The following is a 20461-nucleotide window of genomic DNA, read 5'->3' on the forward strand; positions in this document are numbered from 1 at the left end:
GTTATCTTTGGGATACCAAACCAATAACTGTATATGATTCAAAGCTACTTTCCTATGAGGAAGATCGCCTTGCTATGTCTACTGCTGAACATCACATTAACTGCACGAGCCCAAACTATCAACACCGTAGCCGGTGTGGGGACCTCCAGTTTCAGCGGGGATGGCGCCGCCGCAACACTTGCGGAACTAGCACAGCCTGTTAGCGTAGCGAAAGACGCTTCCGGCAATATCTATATCTCTGACCAGGGAAATCACCGGATACGAAAAGTTACAGTCAGCACCGGGGTTATTACCACGATCGCAGGATCCAGTACCTCCGGGTACAGCGGTGACGGCGGCGCAGCCACTTCTGCCAAGCTGTATTATCCGGCTGGAATAGCCGTAGATGGTTCAGGAAACGTCTATATCGCCGATCAGGCAAACCAGCGGGTTCGCAAAGTAACGGCTTCCACCGGAGTGATCACCACCATTGCCGGAACGGGTACCGCTGGATTCAGCGGGGATGGCTCCGCAGCGAGTTCCGCTCAGCTGAACAACCCTGTGGCTGTAGCTGTCGATGGTTCGGGTAATGTCTACATCTCCGATCAGTACAATCAGCGCATCCGTAAAATAACAGCGTCAACGGGAAATATCTCTACGGTTGCCGGAACGGGCACTTACGGCTATTCCGGAGACGGCGGCGCGGCTACTTCCGCGACACTGAAGAACCCGGCGGGCCTCCGCGTGGATGCATCCGGGAATATTTTCGTTGCCGACTTATTCAACCACGTTATCCGCAAGATCACTGCCTCCACAGGCTATATCTCAACAGTGGCAGGAAGCGGTACATCCGGTTTCAGCGGAGACGGAGGATCGGCCACTTCGGCAAACCTGAATTATCCCGTAGATGTGGACGTGGATGATTCCGGCAATATCTACATTGCCGTGCAGTACAGCCACCGTATCCGCCGTGTGCGCGCGGCAACCGGAGTTATATCCACCATGGCCGGAACAGGCACTGCCGGATATAGCGGAGACGGAGGCCTGGCAACGGCAGCCAATCTGAACTATCCCTCCGGACTGACGTCAGATGGCGGGGGTAACCTGTATGTCGCCGATCGCGAAAACCACCGTATCCGTTTCATATGCAACTATGACGTAAAACCAACAGTAACTACTCCTGTCAGCTATTGCGTAGGCGCAACCGCCACAGCATTATCAGCAACAGGCGGAAGTTCTCTGAGATGGTACACCAGCGCCACAGGCGGTACCGGATCTCCTGCCGCCCCTACGCCTTCCACAGCCACAGCCGGAACAACCAAATATTATGTGGCCGCAGTATCCCCTTACGGTTGCGAGGGTCCCCGCGACTCGATCTCTGTAACGGTGAATGCGTTACCTGCGACACCAACGGTAACAACACCGGTTACTTATTGCGTGGGGGCAACGGCTTCCGCATTAAGTGCGACAGGTTCTTCCCTGAAATGGTACACCGCGGCAACCGGAGGAACAGGCTCAACGTCTGCTCCCACACCCTCCACCACCACAGCCGGCTCCACAACTTATTATGTAAGCCAGACGAACAGTTCCGGCTGTGAAAGCCCCAGAGCTGCAATAGTGGTAACAATTAATTCTTACCCGGCAGCTCCAACGGTAAGCTCCCCGGTGAACCTTTGTGAAGGAGTACCCGCCACTGCTTTAACCGCGACCGGAACTTCACTGTTATGGTATACTGCCGCGACTGGCGGTACCGGTTCCTCAACCGCTCCTATACCGTCCACTGCAAGCGCCGGCTCGACAACTTATTATGTAAGTCAGACAAACAGTTGCGGCGAAGGCCCGAGGGCGGGCATTTCGGTAACCGTAAATGCAAAACCTTCCGCACCAACAGTCAGCAGCCCGCTTGACTATTGCCAGTATGCCACAGCAAGTGCACTTACAGCTACAGGTACCTCATTGAAATGGTACACCAGCGCTACAGGTGGCACGGGTTCTTCAACCGCCATCACGCCCTCTACAAGCGCCACCGGCAGCACCATCTACTATGTAAGCCAGACATCATCTTCCACAGGTTGCGAGAGCGACAGGGCGTCTATCACCGTCAATGTTAATGCTTCACCCGGATTACCGACAGTGAGCTCGCCGGTTAATTATTGTGTGGGAGCTACGGCAACCGCATTGAGTGCCACCGGAACATCTCTGAAGTGGTACACGACAGCTACCGGAGGTACAGCATCGATCACAGCACCAACACCTTCCACAACCACCGCCGGCACCACAACCTATTACGTAAGTCAGACAAACAGCACGGGTTGCGAAGGCCTGAGGGCATCGATTGTTGTAAACATCAACGCAATCCCGGCCGCTCCTTCTGTGAGCCCCGTAACCTATTGCGCCGGAGCCACGGCCAGCGCGCTCACTGCCACTGGAACTTCCCTGCTCTGGTACACTGCCGCGACTGGCGGTACGGGTTCTTCAACCGCTCCCACCCCCTCCACATCTGCAACGGGCAGTACCACTTACTATGTAAGTCAGACTTCCGCAGCAGGTTGCGAAAGCCCACGCACAGCCATTACCGTAACCGTGAATGCAGTGCCCGCTGCACCGACAGTAAGTTCAAGCTCCATCGCTTATTGCCAGGGAGCAACGGCTACCGCATTATCCGCTACCGGAACATCCCTCAAATGGTACACAACAGCTACAGGAGGTACAGGTTCAACCACTGCACCTACACCCTCCACGGCCAGTTCCGGTACTACAACATATTATGTAAGCCAGACCAGCTCGGGCTGTGAAAGTCCGCGCACGGCCATTACCGTAACCGTAAATCCTTTACCGGCTGCGCCTTCAGTGACCAGCCCTGTAACCTATTGTGCGGGTGCAACCGCATCTGCCCTTACCGCCACAGGAACTTCCCTGAAATGGTACACTGCGGCTACAGGGGGCACCGGATCAACCACAGCGCCAACACCATCCACCGCAAGTGCGGGCACTACCACTTATTATGTAAGTCAGACTTCCGCCGACGGATGTGAAGGCCCTCGTGCAGCCATTACCGTAACAGTGAATCCTTTACCAACTGCTCCGGCTGTAAGCTCGCCGGTCAATTATTGTTTGGGAGCAACCGCTTCGGCGCTCACAGCTACCGGAACTTCACTTACCTGGTATACTTCCGCATCGGGCGGAGTCGGTTCTCTGACCGCTCCGACACCTTCCACTTCGACTGCCGGCACAACGGTTTACTACGTAAGCCAGAGCAATACTTACGGCTGTGAAAGCCCGAGATCGTCAATTACGGTGAATGTCACTCCAAAGCCGGACAGCCCGACAGTAGTCAGTCCGGTCACTTATTGTCAGGGGGATCCCACCGCATCTGCACTATCTGCCACCGGCACCTCTCTTAAATGGTATACCAGCCGCACAGGCGGTACGGGTTCAAGTTCAGCGCCAACACCCAGCACCCACGCGACAGGCACTTTCACCTACTATGTAAGCCAGACCAATGCTTATGGATGTGAAAGTGAGCGCTCCGCTATCGTAGTAACTATTAATCCGGCTCCGGCAGCACCAACGGTAGTAAATCCTATCCATTATTGTGTAGGCGCAACAGCAACTCCTTTAACGGCTACCGGAACCGGCCTGGTATGGTACACAGTACCTTATGGCGGCACGGGCAGCAGCACAGCACCCACTCCGTCGACAGCCACAGCCGGAAACACAACTTATTATGTAAGTCAGACCGACACCGCGGCCTGTCCCAGTCTCCGTGCACCCATTGTGGTTATGGTACATGCAACCCCATCGGCTCCCACCGTAACCAGTACAGTCAACTATTGCCAGGGCGCCAGCACCGCTACGCTGACGGCATCAGTTACTGCGGGCGACACGATCAAATGGTACACGACGGCTACAGGTGGTACCGGTAGCCTGACCGCACCGACACCCAGCTCTGCCACCACGGGCACCACAACTTATTGGGTAAGTGCAACCTCTCAGTATGGCTGCGGCGAAAGCCCCAGAGCTTCCATATCCGTTACGATTAATCCGATACCTGCCAGGCCAACATTTACAACACCTGTCAACTATTGTATCGGAGCAACCGCCACAGCATTGACTGCTACAGGCACCTCCCTGAAATGGTACACTGCAGCTACAGGCGGTACCGGATCAACAACCGCACCGACACCCTCAACAAGTACCATCACAACTTTAAAATATTATGTTTCCCAGACAAGCAGCTTTGGCTGTGAAAGCCCCAGGGATTCCATTACTGTAAACATTAACGCTATCCCCGTTGCACCGACAGTTACCACACCGGTAACTTATTGCGTGGGCGCTACTGCCACTGCACTTACAGCCACAGGCAGCAGCCTGCTTTGGTACACTGCTTCAAGTGGAGGTACCGGATCTTCTGCCGCACCTACACCTTCTACAGCAAGTGCCGGCAGCAACACTTATTATGTAACGCAAACTGTAAGCGGATGCGAAAGTCCCCGGGCGTCTATTACGGTAAACGTGGCCACAGCTACTCCGGCACCTACCGTCTCAAGTCCGGTGAATTATTGCGTGGGAGAGACCGCGAGCGCTGTCACGGCTACCGGCACCAGTTTACGCTGGTACACTTCGGCTACCGGAGGTACAGGATCCGCGACTGCTCCGACGCCTTCCACCACCACCGCTCATTCAGATACATTTTATGTCACTCAGACAGTGTCGACAGGCGGATGCGGAGAAAGTGGCCGTGCCATGCTTATCGTAAATGTAAATGCGTTGCCTGCGGCGCCAACCGTACCATCCGCAAGCATCACCTATTGCGTGGGAGCAGGACCTTCGTCGCTCAGTGCTACCGGCACCTCTCTGAGATGGTATACAACCGCCACCGGCGGAACAGGCGCAACTGTAGCACTTACTCCATCCACCGCAACCGCGGGAACAACAATTTTCTATGTAAGCCAGACAAACAGCAATGGTTGTGAAGGACCGCGCACAGCGATCACTGTTACGGTAAATGCACTGCCTGCTGCACCAACTGCAACGAGCCCGGTAAATTATTGCGTTGGCGCTACAGCAAGCGCCCTGTCCGCATCGGGCACTTCACTGAAATGGTATACCGTGGCAAGCGGGGGAACCGCAACAACCACTGCTCCCACACCTTCTACCGCAACGGCTGGAACGACTACTTATTATGTAAGTCAGACGAGCGCCGACGGCTGCGAAGGACCTCGTACGTCAATCACTGTAAATATAAATACCGTACCTGCGGCACCTGCCGTGGTTAGTCCGGTAATTTATTGTAAAGACGACATAACAAGCGCGCTTACTGCGACAGGAACGTCCCTGCTCTGGTACACTACAGCAAGCGGTGGCACAGGCTCATCTGCAGCACCAACACCTTCCAGCAGTACGACAGGAAGCACAATCTATTACGTAAGCCAGACGTCTGCTGCGGCATGTGAAAGCCCGAGATCGGCGATTACCGTAACCGTTAATGCGTTGCCCGCAGCGCCAACAGTGGGCACCACATCTTATACTTATTGCCAGGGAACGCCTGCAACCACGCTTAGCGCGACAGGCACTTCTCTTAAATGGTACACGACAGCGACCGGTGGTACCGGATCTGCCACAGCTCCCACACCTTCAACAGCTGCCGCCGGCACAACCACCTATTATGTCAGCCAGACAAACAGCAATGGTTGTGAAGGACCGCGCAGCAGCATTACCGTTACTGTAAATGCGACACCCGCAGCTCCCGGTGTTTCCACCCCGGTAGAATACTGCTCGAACGCAACGGCAGTTCCGCTCAGCGCGACAGGCTCTTCCCTGAAATGGTATACGAGCGCCACAGGCGGAACGCCGGCCACCACCGCGCCAACACCCGGAACATCCAGCACCGGAGCGACTTCTTATTGGGTAACACAGACATCAGCTGCAGGCTGCGAAAGCCCACGCAGCGAAATATCCGTAATCGTATATGCAACGCCTTCCGCACCTACGGTTGGATTCCTGGTGACGCTCTGCCTCGGCGGGACAACAGGACCGCTTGTTGCCACAGGCTCTGGCCTGAAATGGTATACAAGCGCCACAGGCGGAACAGGAAGCACTACTGCACCAACCCCCAGCACATCGGCTACAGGAGCGACCTACTACTATGTAAGTCAGACTTCATCCAGCGGATGTGAGAGCCCGCGTGCAGCAATCCTTGTAACAATCGATACACTGCTGAGCCCACCCGTGGTAAGCAGCCCTGTGGTATATTGCGAAGGAGATGCTGCAAGCGCATTGAGCGCTTCGTCCGGAGGCTCTATACTTAAATGGTATATAGGCTCCCGGACCGCAACACCGGTTTCCTCCGCCCCAACACCCAACACTTCCGTACCGGGAACAACAGTTTACTATGTAAGCCGTGTGTCTTCGGCCGGTTGCGAGGGCAATCCGGATTCCATCATTGTTACCGTGAATCCCAAACCTGCAGCACCTGCCGCCACAAGTCCTGTCACTTACTGTCAGAATGCGGGCGCATCTGCATTATCGGCAACAGGCACTTCCCTGAAATGGTATACCACAGCAACAGGCGGAACGGGAAGCGCAACCGCCCCCACTCCTTCCACGGCAACAGCGGGTTCCACAACCTATTATGTAAGCCAGACTTCCGCTGCAGGCTGTGAAGGACCGCGAACAGCTATTACCGTTACCGTGAACCCGCTGCCGGCGGCACCTGTGGTAAGCAGCCCTGTTACTTATTGTCAGAATGCTACAGCAGCTGCTCTTACCGCTACCGGAACTTCCCTGAAATGGTATGCTTCGGCAACAGGCGGAACAGGAACCACGACAGCTCCCACACCTGCAACCACTACCGCAGGCACAACAACCTATTATGTAAGTCAGAGTTCTGCTGCCGGTTGTGAAGGACCTAGAGCGTCCATAGACGTGGTCATCAATCCGCTTCCTTCCAAACCGACGGTGAGTACGCCAGTGGCGTATTGCCTCGGCGAAACAACAACTGCGCTGACCGCTGCCGGAACTTCGCTCAAATGGTACACCGCAGCAACAGGAGGCACCGGAAGCACTACTGCCCCGACACCTTCCAGCGCAACAGCCGGAACCACTACTTATTGGGTGAGCCAAACTAATAGCTTCGGATGTGAAGGACCAAGAGACAGTATTCAGGTTATTGTAAATTCCGTGCTCCCTGCACCAACCGTAACGTCTCCTGTAAACTATTGCGTGGGCGCAACAACCACCGCGTTGACCGCAACCGGAAGCGGCCTTAAATGGTATACTTCTGCTACCGGAGGAACAGGCTCCACAACGGCACCTACTCCGTCCAGCGCAACGGCCGGCTCAGTCACTTACTGGGTAAGTCAGACATCTGCTGCCGGCTGTGAAGGAAGCCGCGCGAGTATCACAGTTGTTGTCAACCCGCTGCCCGCGGCTCCTGTAGTAAGCACACCTGTTACTTATTGTCAGAATGTCACTGCATCTGCACTTACTGCTACCGGAACTTCCCTGAAATGGTACACCACGGCAACGGGCGGTACGGGATCAACAACAGCTCCCACACCATCAACAAGCGCGTCCGGAACGACAACATACTACGTAAGTCAGTCGTCAACCGAAGGATGTGAAGGTCCGAGAGCAACGATCAACGTGGTTGTAAACCCGCTACCTTCCACTCCGGCAATTACAACACCTGTTGTCTACTGTCAGAATGCGACCGCAACCGCATTAAGCGCTACGGGTACTTCTCTGAAATGGTACACCAGCACAACAGGCGGCACCGGAAGCAGCACTGCTCCCACGCCGTCTACGGTTACAGCAGGCACTGTCAAATATTATGTAAGCCAGACCAACAGCTTTGGCTGTGAAGGCCCAAGAGACAGCATTACTGTCACGGTGAATCCGCTGCCTGCCGCACCGGTGGTGACCAGTCCGGTTACCTACTGCGCAGGAGCAACGGCCACCGCATTAAGTGCGACAGGCACTTCCCTCTTATGGTACACGAGTGCAACGGGAGGCACAGGAAGCGCTACAGCTCCGGTTCCATCCACAGCAACTGCCGGCACGACAATCTATTACGTAAGTCAGTCTTCAGCAGCATCCTGTGAAGGTCCGAGAGCTGCTATCTCTGTAGTGGTTAATCCGTTGCCGGTAATACCGACAGTAAGCAGCCCAGTTACGTATTGTCAGAATGCTACGGCAAGTGCGCTGAGTGCAACAGGTAGCAGCCTTAAATGGTACACTGCAGCAACAGGCGGAACAGGAAGTACTATAGCGCCAACGCCATCAACCAGTGCAGCCGGAACAACTGTCTACTATGTAAGTCAGACTTCAACCGATGGTTGTGAAGGCCCGCGTGCGTCAATATCCGTTGTGATCAATCCATTGCCTGTAAATCCTGCGGTTACCAGCCCGGTAACATATTGTCAGAATGCAACGGCAAGTGCGCTGACCGCGACAGGCACTTCATTAAAATGGTACACCAGCGCCACAGGCGGAACCGGTAGCACAACAGCGCCCGTACCGTCCACAACGGTAGCCGGAACCACTAAATATTATGTAAGCCAGACCAACAGCTTTGGCTGTGAAGGCCCGAGGGACAGCATCTCCGTAGTGGTCAACCCGCTTCCGGCTGCGCCAACGGTAACCAGCCCGCTAAATTATTGTCAGGGAGCAACCGCGACAGCACTGAGCGCTGCAGGCACTTCGTTACTCTGGTATACTACTGCAACAGGCGGAACAGGAAGCACTACCGCGCCTGTTCCGTCCACAGCCGCTGCAGGAACTACCGTTTACTACGTCAGTCAGTCTTCAGCTGCCGCATGTGAGGGTCCGAGAGCTGCTATTTCCGTAGTGGTGAACCCGCTGCCCGCAGCTCCGACAGTAACCAGTCCGGTTACTTATTGCCAAAACGCAACATCCGCTGCATTAAGCGCTACGGGAACTACGCTTTTGTGGTACACCGTTGCAAGCGGAGGTACAGGAAGCAGTACTGCGCCAACACCTTCCACCACAAGTGCGGGTTCAACGAACTATTATGTGAGCCAGACCACCACGGCCGGATGTGAAGGACCGAGGGCAACAATAACAGTTGTCGTGAATCCTTTACCTGCCGCTCCAACGGTAACCAGTCCGGTTAACTATTGTGCCGGAGCTACAGCAAGTGCGCTCACGGCAACAGGTACTTCCCTGAAATGGTACACCGTTGCGACCGGCGGAACCGGAAGCAGCACCGCTCCCGTTCCATCCACAGCCACTGCGGGAACTACCGTTTATTACGTAAGCCAGACATCTGCTGAAGGATGCGAAGGAACCCGGAGCAGCATTTCTGTCGTGATTAATCCGTTACCAACTGCGCCGACAGTAACCAGCCCGGTTAACTATTGCCAGGGTGCAACAGCCACCGCGCTGAGCGCTTCCGGCACATCTCTGCTCTGGTACACAGCAGCAACCGGAGGAACAGGAAGTGCAACAGCTCCTGTTCCATCTACGGCAACCGCAGGAACAACTACTTATTATGTGAGTCAGACCAGCAGCATGGGTTGCGAAGGTGCACGTGCATCCATATCCGTAGTGGTGAATCCTTTACCTGCATCACCTACAGTGACCACTCCGGTGAATTACTGCCTTGGCGCTACAGCAACCGCATTAAGCGCCACGGGTACCTCGCTTAAATGGTACACAACGGCAACCGGAGGAACCGGAAGTACAACTGCTCCTATTCCGTCCACAGCTACAGCAGGCACCGTTACCTATTACGTAAGTCAGACTTCCACTGCAGGATGTGAAGGATCCCGCGCTGCCATTGACGTAACCGTGAACCCGCTGCCTCTTGCGCCAACCGTGGTTACCCCGGTAAGCTACTGTCAGAATGCAACGGCAGTTGCGTTGACTGCAACAGGCACTAACCTGAAATGGTACACCGCTGCAACAGGTGGAACCGGAAGCACAACCGCTCCGATCCCATCCACCACAACAGCGGGCTCCACCATATATTATGTCAGTCAGACAACGACCGCAGGATGCGAAGGACCGCGTGCTTCGCTCACCGTAGTGATCAACCCGACACCGGCGGCACCAATGGTAGTAACTCCTATAGGATACTGTGTGGGAGCAACTCCCGTACCATTGACCGCAACAGGTGCATCCCTGAAATGGTACACCGTTGCAACCGGTGGCACTGCGACCACTACGGCGCCGACACCGTCCACAGCAGTAGCAGGAACAACTACCTACTATGTGACACAGACATCGCTTGAAGGTTGTGAAAGCCCGCGTGCTGCGCTGGTGGTGGAAATCACCGATAAGCCAGACCTGAAAGTGGAACCTGTAGGCAAAACACACTATGTGTATTGTAAAGGTGACTCTGTTACCCTGCTCGCCACTTCTGCGGCTGCAAGCACTTACCAGTGGTACCGAAACGGATCACTCCTATCCGGTGCGACGGCAAGCTCGCTGAAAGTGTATACCAACGGATATTACAGAATCGTAGTGAAAAACCGTTATGGCTGTGATAAAGACACCACGGTTTATGTATTTGCCGACACATTGCCGGACCCGATCCTGACGCCTACTGACCTGCAGTTCTGTCCGAATGTGAACATCGTGATCTTTGTGACACCGGCAGCATCCGGCTATAAATACGAGTGGTGGAAAGATGGCGCCGTTATTGCAGGTGCAGGCACAAGCAAGCTTACCATCAATAAGGCGGGCGATTACCAGGTGATCGTCACAGATTCCCTCGGTTGTGTGAAGCCAACGAATCACTCTCTGGCAAGCACCTACCCGCCGGTACCGAAACCGACGATCATACGTACAGACCCGATCCTTAGACTCAACCGCAGTTATCTGAAATACCAATGGTACCGGAATGGAAAAATAATTTCCGGCGCTGTGAGCATTTCCTATACATGGACCATTGCAGGTAAATACTGGTGTGACGTAACGGACGGCAATGATTGTACCGAGGTGTCGGATACTGTGGATACCGATATTCCAAACGCGATCCATGAATCGTCACTGAACGGAACCGCGTTAAAAATCTATCCGAATCCTACCCGCTCAAAAGTATTTGTTGAGTCGCCGGTGAATGTGGACATCCGCGTTACCGATGCAACGGGACGTCTGCTGATCACATTGAAAGATGCGAAAGAAGCCGACCTCGGTATGTATGCCGACGGTGTGTACCTGTTCTCGGTATATGATTCCGAAGGCCGGTTACTCGGAGTGGAAAAGGTTAATAAATATACCGGGGGACAATAATCCCGGTATATTCAAATGAATAAGGCTCCCGATGGGAGCCTTATTCATTTATAGAAAGGAAGAAAATTAATGCTTGAAGTGACGCAGCTTTGTCATCACCATTGCCATATTATTGCCTTTTGCATACTCAATGGAATCGTTATCGCGAACCGAACCACCGGGCTGTATCACCGCTTCGATACCCGCTTCTTTTGCCATGGTAACGCAATCGCTGAACGGGAAGAATGCATCGGAAGCCATTACAGCACCTTTCAGCTCGAAGCCGAACTGGCGTGCTTTCTCCAGCGCCTGACGCAATGCATCCACACGACTTGTCTGTCCACAACCTTTTCCGATCAGCTGACCATTTTTCACCAGCGCAATCGCGTTTGATTTAAGGTGCTTACAAATGATATTTGCGAAACGCAGGTCAGTACGTTCTTCATTACTCGTTTCCCGTGCACCCACTTCATTCCACTCTGCAAAATTGGAGGTATCCGCATCCTGTGTAAGCGTACCGTTCAGGATTGTTTTGCTGACACTTCCCTGTTTCAGGTTTGCCTTCTGTTTCAGAATGATGCGGTTCTTTTTGCTACGCAGTAATTCAAGCGCTTCGCTGGTGAAATCAGGAGCAATCAGCACCTCAAAGAAAATTTCATTGATCTTCTGAGCCGTATCGACGTCAACAACCGCATTGGTTACGAGTACACCGCCGAAAGCGCTTTCCGGATCGCCGGCAAGTGCCGCTTCCCAGGCTTCTGATACAGTATCCCGCTGTGCCACACCACATACATTCGTGTGCTTGATGATGGCAAATACAGTGTCTTCAAACTCACCGATCAGTTGGCAGGCTGCATCCACATCCACCAGGTTGTTGTAGGACAACTCCTTACCGTTGAGCTTATCAAATATTTGCTCCAGGTTACCGGAGAAATGAGCCTGCTGATGCGGATTCTCGCCATAACGCAATACCTGGCGGGTTGTATTGAAATAGTCGGAAATAGCGACATCGTAATGGGCACATTCCGCAAACGCCGCAGCGGCAAGTTCTCGACGCTGTGCATACGTCAGTGTTCCGCTTCCGCTCTCCAGCATTTGCAGGAAAGACGCATATTGCGCGCGTGATGAAACAATAGCAACATCTTTATGATTTTTTGCTGCTGCACGGATCAGCGACACGCCGCCGATATCAATTTTTTCAATGATCTTAGACTCATCATCCGTGCTGGCGACTGTTTCCTCGAAAGGATACAGATCTACGATCACAAGGTCGAAAAAAGGAATTTCATATTCCGCCACATGCTGGCGGTCTTCTTCCATCTCGCGGCGGGCCAGGATACCTCCGAACACTTTCGGATGCAATGTTTTAACACGGCCACCCAGGATGCTGGGGTAATTGGTAACGCCTTCCACACTGTTGCAGGGAAGCCCCAGCGATTCGATAAAGGTCTGTGTACCGCCGGTAGAATAAAGAGAGATACCCAGTTCATTGAGTTTACGAACTATTGGTTCGAGGCCATCTTTGTAAAATACAGAGATCAGCGCCGATTGCATGTTGCGATCCATATTGAAATTTGAAATTGAACCGCGAAGGTAAATCTATCTAAAAAAAGCGCCAAACAAGACTTGCTAAGAAAAGATTTACGCCTCTCCCTTCAGTTCGTTCAGCATTTTACGGAACGTTTCGCGGTCGTTGGCCCATCCGAGGCTACTGATATTACTCCAGGAGATCAGAAAGTCATGTACACTTCCATAATATATTTCCACATCATCCGTAGTAACAATACGGATAATACCTTCATTAGACACTTGCAGGGAAAACAGGTACTGGCGACCTTTCTCAAGTCCTTTATCTTCAGAAACGGCAACCGCGGTGATCAGTTGTGTAGTCATTTGCTCCATCCGGCAAAGGTACTATTTCGCATCAAACCAGACGGGAGTTTCATCATCCCAGTCTCCGTTATAGTTGATGAATATCTCCTCACCCGGAGCGATCGCACGTTCCGCAACTACAGCAATCGTCTGGGCTTCGTAATCCATTTCATAGGATGCATTCGACCGGTACGAGTGGTTGTAGATCGGTACCTGGCCCAGCGCCATGCAGCACATAGGACGGCCTTCCGGCTGCCATTCAAAAATATAATCGTGCAACAATGTCTGATCCAGGTGCGGCCGGTCTTCCGCAGGCATTACTATGACAGGGGCTCTCTCTATTAAAGCTCCTGCAGGAATGTGCTCGGCGGCAAAAACACCCCTGCCGCGTGCACCGGAATTCATGATCTCTGTTTGAAAAAAAAGCATTGTTCAGAATTTACCAGACCTGCACCTCACGCTCGGGACGGATCTGAAACTTTTCCCAAACCGAATCCACGATACGCTCAGACAAAGCCCAAAGCTGTTCTCCATTCGCCTCTCCGTAGTTCACCAGCACCAAAGACTGACGCTGATGCACCCCCGCATCCGCTTCACGAAAGCCTTTCCAGCCGCAGGACTCTATGAGCCAGGCAGCAGGCACCTTCACCCTGCTATCGTCCACCCTGTAGGAAGGCATATCCGGATAGGTTTCCCGCAAGGTTTCGTATTGTGCAAGCGGAATGGTCGGGTTCTTGAAGAAAGATCCTGCATTACCGATCTGAGCCGGATCGGGTAATTTACTGCGGCGGATACGCATCACAGCTTCCGCCACATCACTCGGAGCGGGATGATCTGTTCCCATGACAGCAAGCTCTGATTCGATTGCCCCGTAAGAAGTATTCAGTTCTGCCTTTTTTGAAAGGCGGAAACAGACTTTAGTAATAAAACTTTTGCCGGCGTATTCCTGTTTGAAAATACTGTCGCGGTAGCCAAAGCGGCAGTCCGGAGCGGATAAGCGCCTGATCGCATGTGAATCCCATTCGAAGCATTCCACCCACTCGATCACATCCTTCACCTCTACGCCATACGCACCGATATTCTGTATCGGTGCAGCACCAACAGTGCCGGGGATAAGCGCCATATTCTCCACACCGCTCCATCCTTTCGACAAAACGAACATCACAAAATCGTGCCACACCTCACCGGAAGCCACTTCCAGCAACACATAGTCGTCCTGATCCGCCGTCTGCCGGATACCCTTCAGCTCATTTCTGATCACCAGACCATGTACATGTGCCGGCAGGAGCACATTGCTACCCCCTCCCAGTATATATTTGGGCGTATACCCGGATAAAGCAGGCAATTCTTCCGTTTCTTTCACCGTCACACAGGCATCTGCCACCGAGCGGATACCGAATGTATTCAAAGCTTTAAGCGGAACCTGATATTGTATTTCCATAATTAGTTTTCAAAATAAGAGCGTTGACGCGGCTGCCCAAGGAAGCGTATCCCTAATCCGGGAGCAGGACGGCAGGTTACGCGGCCCTGCTCATAATGCAGCCCCTCGGCAATGTCTTCGGAAAGCAGCAACGGTCCGTCCGCATCGAGGAAATCTGCCAGCGGACTAAGATGTACCATCGCAGCCGTCCCTATCGTCGTCTCGTTCATAGAGCCAAGCATTACTTTCAGGTCGCGTTTGCGCGCTTCCGCGATCATACGCAGTGCCGGAGTAATACCACCGCACTTGGTAAGTTTGATATTGATCCCGGAAAAAGCATCGACGCACCTTACCACATCTGATTCCTCCACGCAGCTTTCATCTGCAAAGAACGGGATTGACGAGCGCTTTTTCAACTCTTTCATTGCTTCCCACTCCCCTTTCGGTAATGGTTGCTCGACGAGCTCCACGCCCAGCTTTTGCCATTCGGGCAGCAACCGCAGCACCGTATCATAATCCAGTCCCTCATTTGCATCCAGCCGGAAAGGACTTTCCGTCTCCGCACGCAGGCGGATCAACAGATCCAGATCTTCCGCCCTATTCACCTTGATTTTATACACCGGCCACGGATGGCGGCGTGCTTTGGCCAGCATTTGCTCCACTGTATCAATACCCAGTGTATAATCGGTAATCGGTGCCACCCGCTCCGGTCCTGCGCCAAGCAGATACCGCAGGGGCATATTCCGCATTTGTGCGAACAGATCCCACCCAGCTATATCCAGCGCAGCGATCAGAAAGTTGTTTCCCGGTATCAGATGGTGTAAAAAATGCCAGAACCGTTGCGGATCGGTCATTGCATAACGACTGATCATGGCCGATTTTTCCTGCAGCAGTTCCGCCATCGCATCCACCGTAACATTATAGTAGCTGATAGCGGGGGCTTCCCCGAAACCGCGCCAGTGTCTCAAACCCAGCGAAACCACCAGCGAAGGCTGACGCGTCTTGGTGCCCTTGGCAATGGTAAACGGATATTCAAACGGAAGTTCAAAGCGAAATGACGCGAGTTGCAGCATTGGATAAAATTGCGACTATTTTTGCAGACAATAAAACAATTCCCATGCGCCGTATCCCTCTCTGGCTTTTTGCCATCATTGCCCTGCTGTACTTTTCAGCTGCCAGGGTAGACATTATGGATATTGATGCAAGCCAGTATGCGGAAATGAGCAGGGAGATGGCCAACAGCGGCAGCTACCTGCACCTCTACGACCGTGGAGGGGATTATCTGGACAAACCTCCGTTCCTGTTCTGGGCCGGGGCCACCAGCATCAGGCTTTTCGGCGTAAATAACTTCGCTTATAAATTGCCCTCCATTCTATTGGGCCTGCTGGCGATCTATGCCACCTACCGCATCGCACGCAAGTATTATAATGAACAGACCGGGCGCATCGCCGCACTCATCCTGGCCAGCTGCCAGGGTATGTTCCTGATGACAAATGATGTGCGCTGCGATCTGGCCCTGATGGGCTGGGTTGCATTGGCCACCTGGCTGTGGGACGAATGGCTGGACCGCAGGAAAAACATTGTACTGTTTCTCGGAGCGGCCATATGCATCGCACTCGGCATGATGACGAAAGGGCCGATAGGACTGCTCGCGCCGGCATTTGCGGTATTGTCAAACCGTGCCCTAAAACGTCAGTGGCGCGCGGTATTCCACCCGGCCTACCTGCTGATGGCTCTTGTTATCGGCGTCTGCCTGATACCGATGAGCATCGGGCTGTACCAGCAATTCGATCTCCACCGTGAAAAGTTCCTGAACGGGCACTACGGGCAATCCGGTCTGCGCTTTTTCTACTGGACGCAGAGCTTTGGCCGCATTACCGGGGAAAACGACTGGAACAATGGCTCCGATATATCTTTTCAACTGGTGAACATGCTTTGGTCGTTCCTGCCCTGGATATTCCTACTGTTACCAGCGCTGTTCCTCCATTACCGCAACCTCGCCCGCAACCGTTTTCAGCTGGGCAATAATATCCGGGAATCCCTTTCCTACAGCGGATTTCTCTTATGCTACCTAGCGGTGGGCATGTCTAAATACCAGCTTCCGCATTACATTTTTGTCGCGTTTCCCTTCGCTGCCATAGCCTGTGCCGGACTCGTATTCGAACTCACAGAGCAGCAACGCTATCCGAAGCTGAGTGTATTCTTTAAAAAATCTTTACCCGTAATCGGCACGCTGCTGTTTGTAGGCTTACTGCTGATACTGACCGTCGTATTCCCCGCCGGATGGGCATGGCTGGCCGGCTGCGCGCTTGCACTGTGCATTTTCTTTTACGTATGTCTCCGCCCTGAAACACCTGTTAAACCGGTATGGATCGGTGCGGCCGCAATGATCCTGATCAATATATTTCTCACACATTATTTCTATTATCACCTGATGAGCTACCAGATCGGCAACGCAGCAGGACGTTACATGCACGCGCATGGAATCGGTTCCGGAGATGTGGTAGCCTACCGGGTGCATGATCCTTTGCCGAGCCTGCATTTCTATGCAAACGGTGTGGTACGCCGCCAGGAACTGAAAGGGTATCTTCCGGCAGATACCGGACAATATGTACTTACCGAACAGGAAGGCTTCGAGGAACTGAAGGAGCGCGGGTATGAACTGCAAACCGTTTTCTCCGGCCGTCTCTTTAAGGTGAGCGAACTTACGCCCACGTTTCTGGGAAACGGATCAAGGGATAAAGCGACAAGACCGTATTACCTATGCAGGATCCTGCACGTCGGAGCGCGTATGAGTCAATAGAGACAAAAGTGCCTGCATCACCTGCTCCGGACGTATACTCAGCATATCTTTCGTAACGGCAGTGAATCGTTTTCTGCGCGCGGGCGAAGCATTCCTGTATGCTTCGGTGTATAATGTACTGACACCCTGTATCCCTGCTTCCCCGTAAGCGACAAAGCGGGCAGCATTCACCCCGTTGGCAATGATGATCGTGGGAACAGACAAGCCCACTCCCGCATGGGCAGCCATCGTATCGCCGGTGATCAGAGCTCCGGAGCCTGCAATCAGCTCCAGCGTCTGTATGAGCGAACCCGTAGCGGTCAGATTGGTTACCGGAACAGCAGCACTGATAGTTGCAGCCAGCTCAGATTCAGCCGGCCCTCCGGATAATACCGGTTCAAAACCCGCCTGCGACAATAACCGCACCAGCGCTATCCAGTATCCGGCAGGCCAGCGCTTGCTTTTTGCCGAAGCACCGATAAAACATACGATACGCCGTGGTTGCGGCTCACCGGCTACCGGTAAGGACATGCGTGCGGGCAGGGACGTTACCGGACCGGTAATACATTCGGTAAACCAGCGGTTGAAGTAAAATTCGTGCGTCCCTTCCTGACCCGGCAGCAAGCGGGTGTACACCGCATCCGAAATACGGTTCCAGGATGCAAAAGGGAAATTATTCTGAACGGCAATACGCACCGGAGCACCGCTGGCCAGTGCAATACAATCATCGAGCAGCAGCGGACGGGTACGCGAAGGGCAAATGATCTGCTCTATCCCGGCTGCGCGGATTCCCGCCCAGAAAGCATTCCGGTATGCAGCGTCATTCAGGTAACGGCCTTTATCCAATGGGATAAACCGGTCGGCACAGGCTGCATCTAATGTCTCGAAAAGCGGCTGCCATACCTTATTGCCGATGAGTATCAGCGGACGTCCGGCAAAAAAAGCTCTGTAGGCGGGAAGGCAATTACGCCATAGCAGGTAATCGCCGATATCATCCAGTCGCACCAGCGCCACAGTACCATCCAGCGGACATGCAGGAGGAAGCGCAGCTATATCGCTTTCCCATAGAGCACGCTGCTGCGGCAGTTTGCGGGCAAGCTTTGCCTCACTGAACCGGCGCAGCAGCACTGCTGGTATACGGGATAATTTGTGCATCAGGAGAGCTTTTCCTCCAGGAGCAAAATCTCTTCAAATGCTTTGTCATACCGCGCCGTGATGTCCTCGAATTTTGTATTCACGCGGCGGTATTCATCATCCAGCTTTTTAAACTGTTCTTTATTGGAATAGATCGCAGGATCGGCGAGATCGGCTTCAAGCTTCGCACGCTCTGCCTGTATCTTACTCAGTTCGTCTTCCAGCTTCTGAAACGATTTCTGTTTCGATTGAAGCTCTTTGCGCAGGTTGCGCAATTCGTCCTCATTCACCTGTTTCTTCTCCGGTTTGGGTGCCGGTGCGGCTTTCGGAGTAACGGATTGCTGTTCTGCAGCTTTTGCCTGTGCAGCCTTCTCTACCTTATAGGTCAGCCACTCATCGTAAGGGCCTTTGAATTCTTTAATCTGACCGCCTTCAATCTCCCATATTTTGTTGGCGGTTTTGCTGATGAAGTGACGATCATGTGAAACGATCACAAGCGTGCCCTGGTATTTATTCAGCGCATCGATCAGCATTTCCACACTCTGCATATCCAGGTGGTTCGTCGGCTCATCCAGCATGAGGAAGTTCGCTTTGGCCACGATGGTCTTTGCAAGCGCCACACGTGCCTTTTCTCCCCCGGACAATACTTTGATCTTCTTGAACACATCGTCACCGCTGAACAGGAAGCAACCGAGTATCTGCCGCAACTCCACTTCCGTTTTGCCGCTGCCGCATAATTTCATTTCTTCCAGGATTTCGTTCTGCACATCCAGCGATTCCAGCTGATGCTGCGCATAGAAACTTTCCTCCACATTATGTCCCGGCTTACGTTCACCTTCGATCGGCTCCGCGCCGGAAATGATACGCAGCAATGTCGACTTTCCTTTTCCGTTCGCTCCGATCAGCGCGATCTTATCGCCCCGCATGATCTCGGCACTCGTATGATTCAGGATCTGATTCTTCCCGAACGATTTACTCACATCATTCAATGTGCAGATGATCTTGCCGGGTTGTACCGCCACATCGAAGTTGATATTCATCACCGGTACACTTGCATCAGGCGCTTCGATCTTCTCCAGCTTATCCAGCCGCTTGATGGCACTCTGTGCCTGCGCAGCCTTGGTGGCCTGCGCGCGGAACCGCTCAATAAAGCGCTCCTGCTGACGGATATAATCCTGCTGGTTTTCAAATGCACGCTGTTGCAACTCCATACGTTCGGCCTTCTCCCTGAGGAAGAAAGAATAGTTGCCGGTGTAAGGCACCAGGTCGCGCTGCCAAACTTCAACGATCTTTGTCACCATTTTATCGAGGAACTGACGGTCGTGCGATACCACCACCACCGAGCCGGGATAGCTCTGCAGGTAGCGTTCCAGCCATTCGATTGAAGGCAGATCCAGGTGGTTGGTAGGCTCATCGAGCAGCAACAGTTCCGGAGCCTGCAACATCATTTTCGCAAGCAATACACGCATACGCCATCCACCCGAAAACTGGTCGTAAGGACGGTGCAGGTCTTCAGTGGAGAATCCCAACCCTTCCAGCACCTCGGCTGTCCGGTGCTCCATCTCATAACCTCCGGCAAGTTCAAAATCATGCAATGCATGACTGTAATCGTCCAGCAGCTTTTCGTCATCCGGTTTGGATTCCAGCTCCTTCAGAATATCATTCATGCGATGTTCCACGATATGCGCTTTTTCAAACGCCTGCATGGCCACACGCAGAATAGAATCGGAAGTGGAAAAACTCAGCAGGTCCTGGTTAAAGAACCCGATATTCACATCTTTAGGCTTACTGATAGTGCCGCTGTCCGGGGTATAAGCTCCCGTCATCAGGCGCAACACAGTGGATTTTCCGGCACCGTTCACACCCACCAGCCCGATACGCTCGTTATTGCCGATCTGCCAGTTCACATCTTCCAGCATGGTGCGGGCACCAAAGGAAAAACTCAGATTTTGTAATGAAATCAACATAGGTGCGCAAAGTTATACATTTCGGACGGTTGCACAGATCCCTATATATCTAAAAATCAGGCGGAGCCC

General features: G+C 53.2%; 9 protein-coding genes. 2 read left to right on the forward strand and 7 right to left on the reverse strand.

Annotation, left to right across the window (positions count from 1 at the left end):
• Window positions 1-54: 54 nt before the first annotated feature.
• Complete coding sequence (locus tag ABD846_RS12440) at window positions 55-11238, forward strand: Ig-like domain-containing protein (protein ID WP_344827463.1); 11184 nt, start codon at window positions 55-57, stop codon at window positions 11236-11238.
• A 66-nt stretch (window positions 11239-11304) separates the two neighbouring features.
• Here ABD846_RS12440 and purH read toward each other — a convergent pair whose 3' ends face one another.
• From purH to ABD846_RS12465, 5 genes are all read right to left on the reverse strand, one after another.
• Complete coding sequence (purH, locus tag ABD846_RS12445) at window positions 11305-12783, reverse strand: bifunctional phosphoribosylaminoimidazolecarboxamide formyltransferase/IMP cyclohydrolase (protein WP_344827466.1); 1479 nt, start codon at window positions 12781-12783, stop codon at window positions 11305-11307.
• A gap of 75 nt (window positions 12784-12858) precedes the next feature.
• Window positions 12859-13119: a hypothetical protein gene (locus ABD846_RS12450; RefSeq protein ID WP_344827468.1), complete on the reverse strand. Its 261-nt coding sequence runs from the start codon at window positions 13117-13119 to the stop codon at window positions 12859-12861.
• A 12-nt stretch (window positions 13120-13131) separates the two neighbouring features.
• Window positions 13132-13518: an SET domain-containing protein gene (locus ABD846_RS12455; protein WP_344827471.1), complete on the reverse strand. Its 387-nt coding sequence runs from the start codon at window positions 13516-13518 to the stop codon at window positions 13132-13134.
• A gap of 10 nt (window positions 13519-13528) precedes the next feature.
• Window positions 13529-14530, reverse strand: coding sequence for a UDP-N-acetylmuramate dehydrogenase (murB, locus tag ABD846_RS12460; RefSeq protein ID WP_344827474.1), 1002 nt, complete (start codon window positions 14528-14530; stop codon window positions 13529-13531).
• Window positions 14531-14532: 2 nt separating this feature from the next.
• On the reverse strand, window positions 14533-15582 hold the full coding sequence (locus tag ABD846_RS12465; protein WP_344827476.1) for a dipeptide epimerase: 1050 nt from the start codon (window positions 15580-15582) through the stop codon (window positions 14533-14535).
• Here ABD846_RS12465 and ABD846_RS12470 point away from each other — a divergent pair.
• On the forward strand, window positions 15564-17312 hold the full coding sequence (locus ABD846_RS12470; protein WP_344827479.1) for an ArnT family glycosyltransferase: 1749 nt from the start codon (window positions 15564-15566) through the stop codon (window positions 17310-17312). The two genes, ABD846_RS12465 and ABD846_RS12470, sit on opposite strands and share 19 nt — an antisense overlap.
• On the opposite strand, the gene ABD846_RS12475 is transcribed toward ABD846_RS12470, so the two are convergent.
• Window positions 17271-18446 carry a glycosyltransferase family 9 protein gene (locus tag ABD846_RS12475; protein ID WP_344827481.1) on the reverse strand — a complete coding sequence of 392 codons (1176 nt, stop codon included), beginning with the start codon at window positions 18444-18446 and terminating at the stop codon, window positions 17271-17273. The two genes, ABD846_RS12470 and ABD846_RS12475, sit on opposite strands and share 42 nt — an antisense overlap.
• Window positions 18446-20392 (reverse strand): ABC-F family ATP-binding cassette domain-containing protein, encoded by a 1947-nt coding sequence (locus ABD846_RS12480; RefSeq protein WP_344827484.1) that lies wholly within the window; start codon window positions 20390-20392, stop codon window positions 18446-18448. Before ABD846_RS12480 ends, ABD846_RS12475 begins: the two co-directional genes overlap by 1 nt.
• Window positions 20393-20461: the final 69 nt, after the last annotated feature.

Source organism: Rurimicrobium arvi, assembly GCF_039540495.1.
Classification (GTDB): domain Bacteria; phylum Bacteroidota; class Bacteroidia; order Chitinophagales; family Chitinophagaceae; genus Rurimicrobium; species Rurimicrobium arvi.